The organism is Pseudomonas sp. CFBP 8771 (assembly GCF_014841695.1).
GTDB lineage: Bacteria > Pseudomonadota > Gammaproteobacteria > Pseudomonadales > Pseudomonadaceae > Aquipseudomonas > Aquipseudomonas baltica.
Genome location: NZ_JACYUJ010000002.1, coordinates 117,902 through 133,605 on the forward strand (window position 1 = coordinate 117,902; position 15,704 = coordinate 133,605).

General features: G+C 61.0%; 17 protein-coding genes and 1 pseudogene. 11 read left to right on the top strand and 7 right to left on the bottom strand.

The genetic code is table 11. The annotated features are described in order from the left end of the window. Positions 1 to 125: 125 nt before the first annotated feature. From metG to IFT80_RS05085, 4 genes and pseudogenes are all read left to right on the top strand, one after another. Complete coding sequence (metG, locus tag IFT80_RS05070) at positions 126 to 2,177, top strand: methionine--tRNA ligase (RefSeq protein ID WP_192136915.1); 2,052 nt, start codon at positions 126 to 128, stop codon at positions 2,175 to 2,177. A 107-nt stretch (positions 2,178 to 2,284) separates the two neighbouring features. After that, positions 2,285 to 3,103, top strand: a pseudogene (locus tag IFT80_RS05075) (RnfABCDGE type electron transport complex subunit B); the annotation flags it as partial. A gap of 34 nt (positions 3,104 to 3,137) precedes the next feature. Beyond that, positions 3,138 to 3,776: an endonuclease III gene (gene nth, locus IFT80_RS05080; protein ID WP_122479240.1), complete on the top strand. Its 639-nt coding sequence runs from the start codon at positions 3,138 to 3,140 to the stop codon at positions 3,774 to 3,776. A gap of 106 nt (positions 3,777 to 3,882) precedes the next feature. Beyond that, complete coding sequence (locus IFT80_RS05085) at positions 3,883 to 4,062, top strand: PA3496 family putative envelope integrity protein (protein WP_192053803.1); 180 nt, start codon at positions 3,883 to 3,885, stop codon at positions 4,060 to 4,062. 21 nt (positions 4,063 to 4,083) lie between these two features. Here IFT80_RS05085 and IFT80_RS05090 read toward each other — a convergent pair whose 3' ends face one another. Then, positions 4,084 to 4,710: a response regulator transcription factor gene (locus IFT80_RS05090; RefSeq protein ID WP_122479241.1), complete on the bottom strand. Its 627-nt coding sequence runs from the start codon at positions 4,708 to 4,710 to the stop codon at positions 4,084 to 4,086. A gap of 470 nt (positions 4,711 to 5,180) precedes the next feature. Between IFT80_RS05090 and IFT80_RS05095 the strand changes: the two genes are divergently transcribed. Beyond that, positions 5,181 to 5,729, top strand: coding sequence for a hypothetical protein (locus IFT80_RS05095; RefSeq protein ID WP_122479242.1), 549 nt, complete (start codon positions 5,181 to 5,183; stop codon positions 5,727 to 5,729). A gap of 52 nt (positions 5,730 to 5,781) precedes the next feature. Here IFT80_RS05095 and IFT80_RS05100 read toward each other — a convergent pair whose 3' ends face one another. Together IFT80_RS05100 and IFT80_RS05105 are read right to left on the bottom strand one after the other, a co-directional pair. Next, positions 5,782 to 6,999: an argininosuccinate synthase gene (locus IFT80_RS05100; protein WP_122479243.1), complete on the bottom strand. Its 1,218-nt coding sequence runs from the start codon at positions 6,997 to 6,999 to the stop codon at positions 5,782 to 5,784. Between the two features lie 96 nt (positions 7,000 to 7,095). Beyond that, a complete protein-coding gene (locus IFT80_RS05105) occupies positions 7,096 to 8,019 on the bottom strand; it encodes an OmpA family protein (protein ID WP_192057554.1) in 924 nt (307 codons plus the stop codon). A 130-nt stretch (positions 8,020 to 8,149) separates the two neighbouring features. Here IFT80_RS05105 and pyrC point away from each other — a divergent pair, with 130 nt between their 5' ends. From pyrC to bfr, 4 genes are all read left to right on the top strand, one after another. Next, on the top strand, positions 8,150 to 9,196 hold the full coding sequence (gene pyrC / locus IFT80_RS05110; protein ID WP_192136917.1) for a dihydroorotase: 1,047 nt from the start codon (positions 8,150 to 8,152) through the stop codon (positions 9,194 to 9,196). Further along, complete coding sequence (gene rnt, locus IFT80_RS05115) at positions 9,193 to 9,867, top strand: ribonuclease T (RefSeq protein WP_122479246.1); 675 nt, start codon at positions 9,193 to 9,195, stop codon at positions 9,865 to 9,867. The genes pyrC and rnt overlap by 4 nt, the downstream gene beginning before the upstream one ends. Positions 9,868 to 10,020: 153 nt before the next feature. After that, positions 10,021 to 10,242 (top strand): bacterioferritin-associated ferredoxin, encoded by a 222-nt coding sequence (locus IFT80_RS05120; RefSeq protein ID WP_122479247.1) that lies wholly within the window; start codon positions 10,021 to 10,023, stop codon positions 10,240 to 10,242. Positions 10,243 to 10,441: 199 nt separating this feature from the next. Further along, positions 10,442 to 10,918: a bacterioferritin gene (gene bfr, locus IFT80_RS05125; protein ID WP_122479248.1), complete on the top strand. Its 477-nt coding sequence runs from the start codon at positions 10,442 to 10,444 to the stop codon at positions 10,916 to 10,918. 102 nt (positions 10,919 to 11,020) lie between these two features. Here bfr and grxD read toward each other — a convergent pair whose 3' ends face one another. Beyond that, positions 11,021 to 11,362 carry a Grx4 family monothiol glutaredoxin gene (grxD, locus tag IFT80_RS05130; protein ID WP_043187303.1) on the bottom strand — a complete coding sequence of 114 codons (342 nt, stop codon included), beginning with the start codon at positions 11,360 to 11,362 and terminating at the stop codon, positions 11,021 to 11,023. Positions 11,363 to 11,496: 134 nt separating this feature from the next. Beyond that, the gene (locus IFT80_RS05135) at positions 11,497 to 11,790 is read right to left on the bottom strand and encodes a hypothetical protein (RefSeq protein ID WP_122479249.1); all 294 of its coding nucleotides are present in this window, start codon (positions 11,788 to 11,790) and stop codon (positions 11,497 to 11,499) included. Between the two features lie 279 nt (positions 11,791 to 12,069). Here IFT80_RS05135 and argF point away from each other — a divergent pair, with 279 nt between their 5' ends. Further along, positions 12,070 to 12,990: an ornithine carbamoyltransferase gene (gene argF, locus IFT80_RS05140; protein ID WP_192136918.1), complete on the top strand. Its 921-nt coding sequence runs from the start codon at positions 12,070 to 12,072 to the stop codon at positions 12,988 to 12,990. Continuing rightward, positions 12,987 to 14,072, top strand: a complete 1,086-nt coding sequence (locus IFT80_RS05145; RefSeq protein WP_192136919.1) for an ABC transporter ATP-binding protein — start codon at positions 12,987 to 12,989, stop codon at positions 14,070 to 14,072. The genes argF and IFT80_RS05145 overlap by 4 nt, the downstream gene beginning before the upstream one ends. Before the next feature lie 70 nt (positions 14,073 to 14,142). Here the strand turns inward: IFT80_RS05145 and IFT80_RS05150 are convergent, their stop codons facing one another. After that, positions 14,143 to 14,589 carry an Hsp20 family protein gene (locus IFT80_RS05150; RefSeq protein ID WP_122713242.1) on the bottom strand — a complete coding sequence of 149 codons (447 nt, stop codon included), beginning with the start codon at positions 14,587 to 14,589 and terminating at the stop codon, positions 14,143 to 14,145. A gap of 151 nt (positions 14,590 to 14,740) precedes the next feature. Further along, complete coding sequence (locus IFT80_RS05155) at positions 14,741 to 15,685, bottom strand: tRNA dihydrouridine synthase (RefSeq protein ID WP_122479253.1); 945 nt, start codon at positions 15,683 to 15,685, stop codon at positions 14,741 to 14,743. Positions 15,686 to 15,704 lie beyond the last annotated feature (19 nt).

The window sequence follows — 15,704 nt, forward strand, 5'->3', positions numbered from 1 at the left end:
TGGCATGATCGCACTGACGCGGACGGATCACCGAACGCTGCTCGCAAGCCCTGACAACAGGTGAAAAAATCCCTTGGCCCCTTTATAGTGTTCGGTCTTCGTTTCACTTCCAGTAGCCGAGCCCCATGTCCGAGCCACGCAAGATTCTCGTCACCAGCGCCCTGCCCTATGCCAACGGTTCCATCCACCTTGGCCATATGCTGGAGTACATCCAGACCGATATGTGGGTGCGCTTCCAGAAGCATCGCGGCAATCAGTGCGTCTATGTCTGTGCAGATGACGCCCATGGCTCGGCCATCATGCTGCGCGCGGAAAAGGAAGGCATCACGCCGGAACAGCTGATCGCCAACGTCAAGGCCGAGCACAGCGCCGACTTCGCCGACTTCCTGGTGGACTTCGACAATTTCCACTCCACCCACTGTGAAGAAAACCGCGAGCTGTCGAGCGAGATCTACCTGAAACTGCGCGAAGCCGGTCATATTGCCCAGCGTTCGGTCACCCAGTACTTCGACCCGCAGAAGCAGATGTTCCTGGCCGACCGCTTCATCAAGGGCACCTGTCCCAAGTGCGCGGCAGCCGACCAGTACGGCGACAACTGCGAAAAGTGCGGCGCCACCTACGCACCCACCGAGCTCAAGGATCCGAAGTCGGCGATCTCGGGTGCCACGCCCGTACTCAAGGATTCCCAGCACTTCTTCTTCAAGTTGCCTGACTTCCAGCAGATGCTCGAAGGCTGGACTCGCAGCGGCACCTTGCAGGACGCAGTGGCCAACAAGATCGCCGAGTGGCTCGATGCCGGCCTGCAGGAGTGGGACATTTCCCGCGACGCGCCGTATTTCGGCTTCGAGATTCCCGGCGAGCCAGGCAAGTATTTCTACGTGTGGCTGGATGCGCCGATCGGCTACATGGCCAGCTTCAAGAACCTCTGCGCCCGCCGCCCCGAACTCGACTTCGATGCGTACTGGGGCAAGGATTCGACGGCCGAGCTGTACCACTTCATCGGCAAGGACATCATCAACTTCCATGCGCTGTTCTGGCCAGCCATGCTCGAAGGCGCCGGCTACCGCAAGCCGACCGCGCTGAACGTGCACGGCTTCCTCACGGTCAATGGCGAGAAGATGTCCAAGTCGCGCGGCACCTTCATCAAGGCCCGTACCTACCTGGATCACCTGGCACCCGAATACCTGCGCTACTACTTCGCATCGAAGCTGGGCCGTGGCGTGGACGACCTGGACGTCAACCTCGATGACTTCGTGCAGAAGGTCAACTCCGACCTGGTGGGCAAGGTGGTCAACATCGCCAGCCGCTGCGCCGGTTTCGTCCACAAGGGCAACGACGGCGTGCTGGTCACAGCCAATGCCGCGCCGGAGCTGACCCAGGCGTTCCTCGATGCGACGCCAAGCATCGCCGAAGCCTATGAAGTGCGTGACTTCGCACGTGCCATGCGCGAAATCATGGCACTGGCCGACCGTGCCAACGCCTGGATTGCCGAGAAAGCGCCCTGGTCGCTGGCCAAGCAGGAAGGCCGCGGCGACGAGGTGCAGGCCGTCTGTGCGGTGGGCATCAACCTGTTCCGTCAGCTGATCATCTTCCTCAAGCCGGTATTGCCCGAGCTGGCCCGCGAAGCCGAACGCTTCCTCAATGTCGAACCCCTGAGCTGGGACGACCATGCCACATGGCTCGCCGACCATCGACTCAACCCGTTCCAGGCCTTGATGACCCGTATCGACCCGGTCAAGGTGCAGGCGATGACCGATGCCTCCAAGCAAGACCTCGCCGCTGCCCAGGATCCTGTCGCACCTGCGCCCGCCACCGGCAACGGCGAGCTGACCAAGGAACCACTGGCCGCCGAGATCGACTTCGACGCCTTTGCCGCGGTCGACTTGCGCGTCGCGCTGATCCTCAAGGCCGAAGCGGTGGAAGGCGCGGACAAGCTGCTGCGTTTGACCCTGGACATCGGCGATGAACAGCGCAACGTCTTCTCCGGGATCAAGAGTGCCTATCCTGACCCGGCCGCGCTGGAAGGTCGATTGACCATGATGATTGCCAATCTCAAGCCTCGCAAGATGCGCTTCGGCATCTCCGAAGGCATGGTCATGGCAGCGGGCCCTGGCGGCGAGGAAATCTACCTGCTCAGCCCCGACAGCGGCGCCAAGCCCGGCCAGCGCATCAAATAGGTCCGCGGCTCGCGCACCCTGCCCGTCATCTTCAGCGCATGACGACGGGCCAGGCTGCTGCCAACGTCACCCTTGCCATCTGCCCTCATCCGCACTCCGGCCGGCCCATGACCCTGATCCAACGCATCGACGCATTGCTGCCGCAGACTCAATGCGGCAAATGTGGCCATGCCGGCTGCAAGCCCTACGCGGCCGGTATTGCCGCCGGTGAACCGATCAACCGTTGCCCGCCAGGGGGTGATGCGACCATCGTCGCCCTGGCGCAGTTGCTGCAGTTGCCGGTACTGGCACCGGACCCGGAACGCGGCACGGCACCCGCCCAGGTCGCCTACATACGCGAGGCGGAATGCATCGGCTGTACCAAATGCATTCAAGCCTGCCCGGTGGACGCCATTCTCGGCGCGGCCAAGTTGATGCACAGCGTACTGGCAGACGAATGCACGGGTTGCGACCTGTGCGTGGCGCCCTGCCCCGTCGACTGCATCGAGATGCGCCCGGCGCCGACATCGGCTTTCACGTCGCTGGCGAGCGACCCTTCGTGCGGTCCCGAACAGCAACGCGCTCGGCTGCGAAAGCGCGATCAGGCCCGACAACGCTACCAGGCCCGCAACGAGCGCTTGCAAAGGATCGAGACTGCCCGACAGGCCGAGCGAGCGCCAAGGCCCCTGCGTTCAGCGACCGTTGCGCTAGCGCAGGGCCCAGCCCTGTCGGCACTCGAACGGATCAAGGCAGCGAAGGCGGCCAAGGCCAGCGGTGGCGATAGCGCCCTGAAACAGGCGAAGATTGCCGTGGCCATGACCCGCGCACAGCTGGTGAAAACCCGGAAGGCTTTCGTGACCCCGCCAACATTCGAGCAATTCCTCGTGCTCGACACTTTGGGCCGCGAGCATGAGGCCGCCGAACGTCAGCTCGCCGCACTGCAAACACTCTAGCTCGGCCTGCCAAGGATCTATTCACCCGATGAACGCGACGAAACGCCAGGAAATCTTCCGTCGGCTGCACGAAGACAATCCAGAGCCCAAGACGGAACTGGCCTATGGGTCTGCCTTCGAGCTGCTGATCGCCGTCATTCTCTCTGCACAATCCACTGACGTGGGCGTGAACAAGGCCACCGCGAAATTATTCCCCGTCGCACCGACTCCCCAGGCGATGCATGCGCTGGGCGTCGAAGGGCTGTCGAGCTACATCAAGACCATTGGCCTGTACAACAGCAAGGCGCGCAATGTCATCGAAACCTGCCGCCTGCTCGTGGAACGGCACGACGGCCAGGTGCCGCAGACCCGCGAAGCTCTCGAAGCGCTGCCTGGCGTTGGACGCAAGACCGCCAACGTGGTGCTCAATACGGCGTTTCGGCAACTGACCATGGCCGTCGACACTCACATATTTCGTGTCAGCAACCGCACCGGGATCGCGCCGGGGAAAAACGTGGTCGAGGTCGAGCAGAAACTGATGAAGTTCGTGCCCCGCGCGTACCTGCTCGACTCGCACCACTGGCTGATCCTGCACGGACGCTACGTTTGTCAGGCGCGAAAGCCCCGCTGTGGTAGCTGTCGCATCGAAGACCTGTGTGAATACAAGCACAAGACCAGCGACGATTGAGGTTGCCTGTAAGAGCTCAGCTCTCGATTGAAAAAATCTTTTTTACGCCGTCTTCGAATATCGCTATAAGGTCCGCCATTGGCAGCACATGCCTGGAGCTGACATCATGAGTACCGATAACGAAGTGCTGGAAACGGAAGACGACTTCACCACCGTAGAAAGTGAAGAAGCCGAGCCCGTCGTCGAGCCCGTCAAGAGCAATCTGAGCAAGCGCCGTACGATCGATAACCTGCTCGAGGAAAAACGTCTGCAACGGCAGTTGGCTGACTACGATTTCGATATATAGGCCACATGGCTTGCCTGCAGATCAGGCCAACCCATTGCGCTGAGCCAACTCGATCAGGTCGACGAGCGAGCGAGCATTGAGTTTCTGCAGCAGGCGCGTCTTGTAGGTACTCACGGTCTTGTTGCTGAGGAACATGCCGTCGGCGATCTGCTTGTTCGACTTGCCCTTGGCCAATTGCTGCAACACCATCATTTCTCGCCCGGACAGGCGATCCACCATATCGGCTTCCGAGGCATTGCCCAGGCTCGCTCGCACCGAGTGCAACGCCTGATTGGGGAAATAGCTGTAGCCGGACAACACGGCCTTGATCGCACTGAGCAGTTCGGTGAGGTCCTGCTGTTTGCACACGTAGCCCGCCGCACCTGCCTGCATGCAACGCATGGAGAAATGCCCCGGTGCCTGCGAAGTCAGCACCAGCACCTTGAGCTGAGGCTCGCTGACCGTGAGCCGACCGATGACTTCCAATCCGTCGAGCTTGGGAATACCGATATCGAGAATGACGATGTCCGGGGCGTGGTCACGGGCCAGTTGCAACGCGTCGACGCCGTTGTCGGTCTCGGCCACTACCTCGTAGCCGTGGCGCTCCATCAGCAACCGCACGGCGAGGCGGATGACCGGATGGTCGTCCACGATCAGCACTTTATTCATGGGAAGATCCAATTTTCGCTGTTCGAATTCTAGAGCCCGCACATTACCCCAGACAACTGCCGCCTTGGACGATAGAGAATCTGGGCAGGCAATAACTAAGACACTTCCTACAACACCCGACGAATATTCCTACATATTAAGCCGGTGAAAATTTTTGTACAGTGTTTGGCGGCATCGAGCTCTGCTTATAAAACCAAGGAGCAGGAGCATTGCATAATTGACCAGCCGCTTCAATTGAGCCGTGCGCCTCGAACCGGCCAAGCTGTTGCAGGATAAATACCGGCAATCGATCTACACAACTTCAGCTGGAAAACACCGGGCCAGAGCCTTGGCGACCGCGTGCAGCGGCGCATGCCCGCGCGCACCACGACAGCGGCAGGCAGATAACTATGCATCCTGCGCGGCCCGGCGACCCTACTACTATCGTTGGCCCAGCAACTACCGGCCGGACACGGCCCTGCGAGGCACACGTGGCTAACAAGAAGATCACCCGTCCCAATCCGCTGGGCGTCATCGCGCTGTTCACGGCCATGGTCGAGGCATCGGCCTTGGCGAGCCTGCCGTTTCTGGACGACACCAGCCAGACCATCTATATATGGTTTCTGGTAGGCTTTCCAACTTTCCTGGCCATTCTTTTCTTTGCAACGCTCAACTTCAATCGACGTGCACTTTACTCGCCCTCGGACTTCGAGAGTTCAGCGTATTTTCTTGAAAGTCTCGACAACGAAGTGGACGCTTATAAATACCGAGCCGATAACCGGGTACGCCTGGCGCACAATGATCTGCATATCATCGACACCAGCACGTTGCCCACGCGCACCCGCGTGGCAGCCCATCTGGAACGGCTGGCTGATATTCTGGAAACGCGCAAGCACGTCCGACCGTTATTGATCGTGCTGGTGGGCCAGGCTGCACCGCCACCCTTGCCCAGTGCACTGGTCACGCGCCTGACCGGACTGCATTGCCAAGTGGCGGCGCTGCAGCCCGGTCGTTTGAAGTGGACGGTACTGCTGAGCTGATCGATAAAAAAACCCCGGTCGAAACCGGGGTTGCAGACACGCCTGCGCTGTATCAGAACAGCGTGCGGCCCTTGTTGGCGGCAATACGCATGCGCAGAGCGTTGAGCTTGATGAAGCCTGCGGCATCAGCCTGATTGTAGGCGCCGCCATCTTCCTCGAAGGTCGCGATGTTGGCGTCGAACAGCGAATCGTCGGACTTGCGACCGGTAACGATCACATTGCCCTTGTACAGCTTGAGTCGGACCACACCGTTCACGTTGACCTGCGAGGCGTCGATCATCTGTTGCAGCATCAGACGTTCAGGACTCCACCAGTAGCCGGTGTAGATCAAGCTGGCGTACTTGGGCATCAGCTCGTCCTTGAGGTGGGCCACTTCGCGATCCAGGGTGATGGATTCGATCGCACGGTGGGCGCGCAGCATGATGGTGCCGCCCGGAGTTTCGTAGCAACCACGGGACTTCATCCCCACGTAGCGGTTCTCGACGATATCCAGGCGGCCGATGCCGTGCTCGCCGCCGATGCGGTTCAGCGTCGCCAGCACGGTCGCGGGGGTCATGTCGACGCCATCCAGCGCAACGATGTCACCATTGCGGAAGGTCAGCTCCAGGTACTGTGGGGTGTCCGGGGCGTTCTCCGGCGAGACGGTCCAACGCCACATATCTTCTTCGTGCTCGGTCCAGGTGTCTTCCAGCACACCGCCCTCGTAGGAAATGTGCAGCAGGTTGGCGTCCATCGAGTACGGCGATTTCTTCTTGCCGTGGCGCTCGATCGGAATGTTGTGCTTTTCGGCGTAGTCCATCAGCTTTTCACGGGAGAGCAGATCCCATTCACGCCATGGTGCGATGACCTTGACGCCGGGCTTGAGTGCATAGGCGCCCAGTTCGAAGCGCACCTGGTCGTTGCCCTTGCCGGTGGCGCCGTGGGAAATGGCATCAGCACCGGTTTCATTGGCGATTTCGATCAGGCGCTTGGCGATCAGCGGACGAGCGATGGACGTACCCAACAGGTACTCGCCTTCGTAAACGGTGTTGGCGCGAAACATCGGGAACACGAAGTCACGCACGAATTCTTCGCGCAGATCGTCGATGTAGATTTCTTTCACGCCCATGGCCTGTGCCTTGGCGCGGGCCGGTTCGACCTCTTCGCCCTGACCCAGGTCGGCAGTGAAGGTCACCACTTCACAGTTATAAGTATCCTGCAGCCACTTGAGGATCACCGAAGTGTCCAGGCCGCCGGAATACGCCAGAACGACCTTGTTTACGTCCGCCATGCCATCACTCCACGGGTTCTACGGAAAGCCGTCGATTCTACCGCCCAAGGCCGCGAATTTACAGGGGCGCGACAGCTTTGGTTGAACAAGCGACAATCACAAAGGCTTGGCAGGGGGTTTTTCCGTGGCCAGAACGGCGGGCGAATCGGTAGCTGGGGTGACGTTCGGGGCCGCTTCGGCTCGGCTCAACTCAATGCTCACACGGCGGTTGCGCGCCCGATTGGCAGCTGTGTTGTTGGTCACCAGCGGGTAGCTTTCGCCATGGAAGCGCAAGGTGATCTGGCTGTCGCTCAAGCCATGGGCCAGCAGGTATTCCTGCACGGCCATGGCCCGACGCCTGGACAGATCGCGATTGACCAGGCGGTTGCCGCTGTTGTCCGAGTGCCCGTCGAGCTGAACGTGATTGACGCTCGGATCGGCCTTCATGAAAGCCAGCAGCTTGTCCAGGCGCGCCTTGGCCGCCCCATCGAGCTCGAGGTTGCGGGGAAAGCCTACTTCGCTCAGGCGGATCTGGTCGTAGTTCATCGGCATCAACTTTGCTGCACAGGCCTGGTACTCGCCGAAAGCCTGGCCGAAACGCGCCGAGAGCAGGCGGATCTCCACCGGCTGGCCGCCTCCGGACTGGCTGCGTACCAGGGTCATGCGACCCTCAAGCAGGCCATTGATCAAGCCGCTGGCCTGGCTTTGCGAGCTGGTGAGCAGGGCTTCGCCATGGCCCAGGCGTACGCTGCCCAGATTGATGTCGCCGCGACCGGGCTGCCACGGTGCCGCAGCCGCAATCAGCGTGGCAGAACCCGTGCCCAGCAGGCGGCTGGCGGAAGTCAGGCGAAACACGGCCTGCTCGCCGGCACGGCGGACGAATTCGGCCGAACCGAAATTGGTCACCGGCTGGCCCAGGCGGCATTCGAACTGGTCACCCGCGACCTTCCACTCGACGTTCTCCAGACGGGTCTGGAAATTCATCGCCAGGGCCGGAAGGCTGGCAAACACACTGAGCAGGGCAATATAACGCTGGCGCACGACAGGCTCCACGGGGTCGAACAGGGTACTTCCAAGGTATCGGACATGGCCTGCAAAACTTGATAGCGGATGCCGTGCACGGCGTTTTCCGGTAGCATTCGCGGCGAGTTCGAACCGCCTGGAATCCCCAATGTCCGACCGCCTGACCCTTCTGCGTCCCGACGACTGGCACATTCATCTTCGTGATGGTGCCGTGCTGCCGCATACCGTGGCCGATGTATCGCGAATCTTCGCCCGCGCCATCGTCATGCCCAACCTGGTACCGCCGGTGCGCACCGCCGCCGAAGCCGATGCCTATCGCCAGCGCATCCTTGCCGCACGCCCTGCAGGCAGCGCCTTCGAACCGCTGATGACCTTGTACCTGACCGATCGCACCAGCGCTGCCGACATCCGCGCCGCCAAGGCCAGCGGCTTCGTCAAGGCGGCCAAGATGTACCCGGCCGGCGCCACTACCAATTCCGATTCCGGGGTGACCAGCCTGGACAACATCACCGAGGCGCTCGAAGCCCTCAACGATGCCGGCATGCCGCTGCTGATCCACGGCGAGGTCACCCGTGGTGATGTCGACGTGTTCGACCGCGAAAAGATCTTCATCGACGAGCACATGCGCCGGCTGGTAGAGCGCTTTCCCGCGCTCAAGGTGGTGTTCGAGCACATCACCACGGCCGAGGCCGCCGAATTCGTCAAGGCCGCGCCGGCCAATGTCGCGGCGACCATCACCCCGCAGCACCTGCTGTACAACCGCAACCACATGCTGGTGGGCGGCATCCGCCCGCACTTCTATTGCCTGCCGATTCTCAAGCGCAATACGCACCAGGTTGCCTTGCTCGACGCAGCCACCAGCGGCAGCACCAAGTTCTTCCTGGGCACCGATTCGGCGCCCCACGCGCAGCATGCCAAGGAGGCGGCCTGTGGCTGCGCCGGCTGCTACAGCGCCTTCGCCGGTATCGAGCTGTACGCCGAGGCGTTCGAGCAGCGTGATGCGCTGGACAAGCTGGAAGGCTTCGCCAGCCTGCATGGCCCGGACTTCTACGGTCTGCCGCGCAACACCGACACCATTACCCTGGTCCGCGACGAGTGGACCGCCCCAACCAGCCTGCCATTCGGTGAGCAGGTAGTCATCCCGCTGCGCGCCGGTGAAAAACTGCGCTGGCGCCTGCTGGAGAAAGATGCGTGAGTGAAGACAACTACGACGACGAAGACACGGGCGGTTCGGGCACTGGCTCGCGCCATCCCATGGCCGCACGTTTTCGCGGCTACCTGCCGGTAGTCGTGGACGTGGAGACGGGCGGCTTCAACTGCGCCACCGACGCCCTGCTGGAAATCGCCGCAACGACCATCGGCATGGACGAGAAAGGCTTCGTCTTTGCCGACCATACCTACTTCTTCCGCGTCGAGCCGTTCGAGGGGGCCAACGTCGAGGCCGCTGCGCTGGAGTTCACCGGTATCAAGCTGGACCACCCCCTGCGCATGGCCGTCAGCGAAGAGACAGCGCTGACCGACATCTTCCGCGGCATCCGCAAGGCGCTGAAGGCCAACGGTTGCAAGCGCGCGATCCTGGTGGGCCACAACAGCAGTTTCGACCTCGGCTTTCTCAATGCCGCGGTTGCGCGTACCGAAATGAAACGCAACCCGTTCCATCCCTTTTCCAGCTTCGACACCGCTACCCTGGCAGGGCTTGCCTACGGTCAGACCGTCCTGGCCAAGGCGTGCCAGGCCGCCGATATCGATTTCGACGGGCGCGAGGCTCACTCGGCTCGCTACGACACGGAGAAGACCGCCGAGCTGTTCTGCGGCATCGTCAATCGCTGGAAGCAGATGGGCGGCTGGCAGGATTTCAACGATTGAACCGGTGCAGCAGGGAACGTCGAGAACGATCGACGACCCCTGCTGCAACCGTTCATCGCTTGTGCCAAACGTAGTCGCGAGTTGCTTTGACAAGCATTCTCATTAACATTAGGATCGTCCGCATTGAAACCAACACAGCGGCGGTTCTTACGTATGTATGTCTGTCTTTGCCAGGGTGTCACCGATGGTCAGATTCGCGATGCGATCTACGAAGGCTGCTGCAGCTTTCGTGACGTGCGTGAAACCCTCGGCGTGGCCACGCAGTGCGGTAAATGTGCCTGCCTAGCCAAGGAAGTGGTACGCGATACCCTGACTCAAATCCAGACCGCTCAAGCCTCTGCACTGCCCTACCCAGCAGAATTTACACCCGCGTAAAACCACCGTCTTTGAAGAAACCGGGCCCCGCCCGGTTTTTTTATGTCTGGAATACAACGACTTAGCAACAAACGCGGAACTCAGTCATTCTTATTCCGATTAATTTTCATATAGTATTCAATAACTTAGGTTTGACATGCTTAGTTCCTGAGGCCAAACTTCACGCCATTACTCCTATACCCGCGCAGGCTCTCTGATCATGAAAGGCGATATCAGCGTCATCCAGCATCTCAACAGGATCCTCGGAAACGAGCTGGTCGCCATCAACCAGTACTTCCTGCATGCCCGCATGTACGAAGACTGGGGCCTGAACAAGCTGGGCAAGCATGAATACAAGGCGTCGATCGACGCAATGAAGTACGCCGACAAGTTGATCAAGCGCGTGCTGTTCCTCGAGGGCATCCCCAACCTGCAGGAACTGGGCAAGATTCTGATCGGTGAACACGCCGGTGAAATGCTGGTCTGCGATCTCAAGATCGAATACAAGGGCCTGGGCGATCTGAAAGGCGCCATCGCTCATTGCGAAACCGCTGGCGACTTCGGCAGCCGCGAAATGCTCGAAGACATCCTTGAAGGCAAGGAAGAACAGATCGACTGGCTGGAGACTCAACTGAGCCTGATCGACAAGGTCGGGATCGAGAACTACCTGCAGTCGAGCATGGGCGAAGAAAGCTGAGTCTTCCCAGCCCTGACGCGACACCATGAAAAAGCCCCGCGCTGTGTGAACAGGCGGGGCTTTTTCATGGCTGGCTGGCACCAAGGCCAGCCAGCAAGCGGATCAGGCGTCGGCTTTGGGCTGTGCGGCCTTGGCCGAAGCGTCCTTGACCAGCGTCTGCAATTCACCGTTGGCGGCCATTTCGGCCACGATGTCGCTACCGCCTACCAGCTCACCGGCCACCCACAGCTGCGGGAAAGTCGGCCAGTTGGCGTACTTGGGCAGGTTTGCACGGATTTCCGGGTTCTGCAGGATGTCGACGTAGGCGAACTTTTCGCCACAGGCCATGATCGCCTGCGAAGCCTTGGCCGAGAAACCGCACTGGGGCGCATTCGGCGAGCCTTTCATGTAAAGCAGGATTGTGTTGTTGGCAATCTGCTCTTTGATCGTTTCGATAATATCCATGGAGCACCTCGCTCGGCTTGTATATCCGACTCAGTCGTCGGCACGGTGAGGCATTGTAACGGAAAGCCGAGCGCTACGCTCGGGCTCTTGCGCTGACCGTTGCTCAGAGCGAAGGCGTTGCCAAGTGTGCCGAACTAGTTCAGCGGCAGCGAAGGTGGCAGTGCCTGCAGCTGGATTTCCAGGACAGTTTCGACTTCTTCCTGGGCGACATGCACACCGGTCAATTCGCCGATGAGGCGCCAGTGGTCGTCCAGGCCGGTGCTGATGGTCGCCATGCGATCGATCATGTGCTTGCCGGCCGAGCGTGTGACCTCGTCGGAACTGCGCAGCAGTTCGAACGACATCGAGGTCATGGATGCCGTCAGGTGGGTCAGGGTGCGCGCGGTCAGGCCGAGCAGCTCCAGCAGTTGTTGTTCTTTCGATTCCATTCCGCAAACTCCGTGTGTTTCCCAAGACGCATTTATAACCCACGCCCGATGTTTAGGAAACGTCAGATGGTCGGGCGAAACATCCAGCTATCGAAACCCTGTGAAACTTGTTGGCCCCGTTCAAAACTGCAGTGGCTGTTGGTAAAAGGCGACAGTTCCTTATAGGATGGCGCCTTCCCTTATTTCGTCGCCCCGTGCGGCTTTCGCCGCAGGTCTCACTCGTTTTTCCGAAAAACCTGTTTTCGAGTACCTGCGGTCCGTGGCAAAAGGTAGTCAATGATGAGCGCAAGGCACTTTCTCTCCCTTATGGATTGCACGCCCGAAGAGCTAATCAGCATCATTCGTCGAGGCATCGAGCTCAAGGACCTGCGCCAGCGCAGCGTGCTTTTCGAACCCTTGAAGAACCGCGTACTGGGCATGATCTTCGAGAAGTCGTCGACGCGTACCCGCCTGTCCTTCGAAGCCGGCATGATCCAGCTCGGCGGCCAGGCGATTTTCCTGTCCCCGCGCGATACACAGCTGGGCCGTGGCGAGTCCATCGGCGACTGTGCCATCGTCATGTCGCGCATGCTCGATGCGGTGATGATCCGCACCTACGCCCACCAGACACTGACCGAGTTCGCCGCCAACTCGCGGGTACCGGTGATCAACGGCCTGTCCGATGACCTGCATCCGTGCCAGTTGCTTGCCGACATGCAGACGTTCCTGGAACACCGTGGTGCCATTCAAGGCAAGACCGTGGCCTGGATCGGCGATGGCAACAACATGTGCCACAGCTATATAGAAGCGGCCATCCAGTTCGACTTCCAACTGCGCATTGCCTGCCCCGAAGGCTTCGAGCCCGACTCGCGATTCCTCGCCATGGCGCCGGACCGCGTCAGCGTGGTCCGCGATCCGCGCGAAGCCGTACGTGGCGCGCATCTGGTCAGCACCGACGTCTGGACCTCCATGGGCCAGGAAGAAGAAACCGCCCGCCGCCTGAAGCTTTTCAAGCCCTATCAGGTCAACCGCGAGCTGCTCGACCTTGCCGCCGACGACGCGTTGTTCATGCATTGCCTGCCTGCACATCGCGGCGAGGAAATCAGCCACGACGTACTCGACGACCCTCGCGCCGTGGCCTGGGACCAGGCCGAGAACCGCCTGCATGCGCAGAAGGCGCTGCTGGAATTTCTGCTCGCTCCAGGGTATCGCCCTGAATGAGCACCGCACTGCTGCTCGAACTGCGCAACCTGGCCTGCGGCTATGGCGCCCAACGCGTGGTGCAGAACCTCAATCTGCACTTGAATGCAGGCGACATCGGTTGCCTGCTCGGTTCCTCTGGATGCGGCAAGACCACGACCCTGCGCGCCATCGCCGGTTTCGAGCCGGTTCATGAAGGCGAGATCACGCTCGATGGCGAAATCATTTCCAAGGCCGGGCACACCCTGGCCCCGGAGAAACGTCGGATCGGCATGGTCTTTCAGGACTACGCGCTGTTTCCCCACCTGACCGTGGCCCAGAACATCGCCTTCGGCATTCGCAAGCATCCGCGCCAGGCACAGGTCATCGGCGACATGCTCGAACTGGTCAACCTGGGTGGCCTGGATGCGCGCTATCCCCATGAACTGTCGGGTGGCCAGCAACAGCGTGTCGCGCTGGCCCGAGCATTGGCGCCGGAGCCGCAGCTGCTGTTGCTGGACGAACCCTTCTCTAACCTCGACGTCGAGCTGCGCCGTCGCTTGAGTCACGAAGTGCGGGACATTCTCAAGCGCCGCGGTACCAGCGCGATCCTGGTCACCCATGATCAGGAAGAAGCCTTCGCCGTCAGCGATCATGTGGGCGTATTCAAGGAGGGTCGGCTGGAGCAGTGGGATACGCCGTACAACCTGTACCATGAACCCGCTACGCCGTTCGTGGCCAGCTTCATCGGCCAGGGCTATTTCATACGTGGTCAACTGCTGGATCCGGAGACGGTGGGTACCGAGCTGGGTGTTCTGCGTGGCAACCGCGCCTATACATGGCCTGCCGGTAGCGCCGTCGATCTGCTGCTGCGTCCCGACGACATCGTGCACGCGCCCGACAGCTCGCTCAAGGCACGCATCGTCGGCAAGAGCTTCCAGGGCGCCGCTACCCTGTATCGCCTGCAGCTACCGACCGGCAGCCAACTTGAAGCCGTATTCCCCAGTCACCTGGACTATCAGCCAGGGGCCGAAGTTGGTATTCAGGTCGCCGCCGACCATCTGGTGTTGTTTCCTGCAGCAGGCAGTGTGCCGGTGCTGGCCGGCACGCGCCGACAGGCCTGACAACCCGAAGAATTTCAGGCAATAAAAAAGGGCGCCCCACCAGGCGCCCTTTCTTCTACGGCTTCAAGCGTTACTGCAGACGAGTCTGCGCGGATCCATTGATGGGGATCCGCTTGGCCTTGGCCTCTTCAGGCACGACACGCAGCAGGTCGATATTGAGCAACCCGTTGTTCAACGCTGCGGCCTTGACCTCGATATGGTCGGCCAGGCGGAACGACAGCTTGAACGCGCGCTGGGCAATGCCCTGGTGCAGGTAGGTCACTGCACTGGTATCGGCGTCGCGCTTGCCACCACTGACGGTCAGTACGCCCTTCTCGACCTGCAGCTCCAGGTCTTCTTCCTGGAAGCCTGCGGCAGCGATGACGATACGGTACTGATCATCGGCATGCTTTTCGACGTTGTAGGGTGGGTAGCTGCTGGCCGACTCGTTGCGTGCGGCAGACTCGAACAGGTCATTGAACCGATCGAAGCCCACGGAGTGGCGGAACAGCGGAGCAAGGGAAAATGCAGTAGCCATGTGTCTCTCCTGAATTTCAGCGAGTGGTTGTCTCCGCGACCCGAATTCGGCATCGCGTACCCCATAGATAGGGACCACCCAAGGGCTTTCAAGAGTTCGCACGAAAAAAATTTAACGGCGCAGCCATTTTTTCGTGCGGTAAGGCGGCCCGCTAGCCCGGCTGCAGCAGCCGTTCCACGGCGTCGCAATCCTGCTCGCGACGCACGAGGGTGAACAGCTCGGTCGCTTCGGGGTAGGTGCGGGTCAGCATGGCCAGCCACTGCTTGAGTCGGCCCGGTGCCTGGCGTGGTGTCAGTTGCGCACGGGCCTGGCGCCAGAATTCGCGGATCAATGGCAGCAGCTCGGACCAGGTCATGTCAGGCAGCTCGATGCCTTGCCGGGCCGCGACGATCTGCCGAGCCAGGTCGGGCCTGGACACCAGGCCCCGACCGAGCATGAAGTCTTGCGCGCCACTGACCTCGCGGCAGCGCCGCCAGTCGGCCACGGTCCAGATGTCGCCGTTGGCATAGACCGGCACCTTCACCACGTCCTGCACCTTGGCGACCCACTCCCAGTGCGCAGGCGGCTTGTAGCCATCGACCTTGGTCCGCGCGTGCACCACCAGCACATCCGCCCCGCCCTCGGCCAAGGCCGTGGCGCATTCGATGGCGCTGTCTGGGGTATCGAAACCCAGGCGCATCTTGGCCGTCACGGGAATGTGCGCAGGGACGGTGGCGCGCACTTCGCGCAGGATGCGGTGGAGCAACTCGGGCTCCTTGAGCAGCACCGCGCCGCCACGGGACTTGTTCACCGTCTTGGCCGGGCAGCCGAAATTCAGATCGATCACGGGCGCGCCGAGGGTGCAGGCGAACGCAGCGTTGTCGGCGAGGGCCGAGGGGTCGGAGCCAAGCAGTTGCACGCGCAGCGGCACCCCGGCACGGGTCTTGGCGCCGGTGAGCAGCTCGGGGCCGAACTTGTGATAGTAGGCGGCGGTGAGCACGCGCTCATTGACACGGATGAACTCGGTGACGCACCAGTCGATGCCGCCGACCTGGGTGAGGACGTCGCGCAGGATATCGTCGACCAACCCTTCCATGGGCGCCAAAGCTAATTGCATGGGGTAGTTCTCGGGCAGA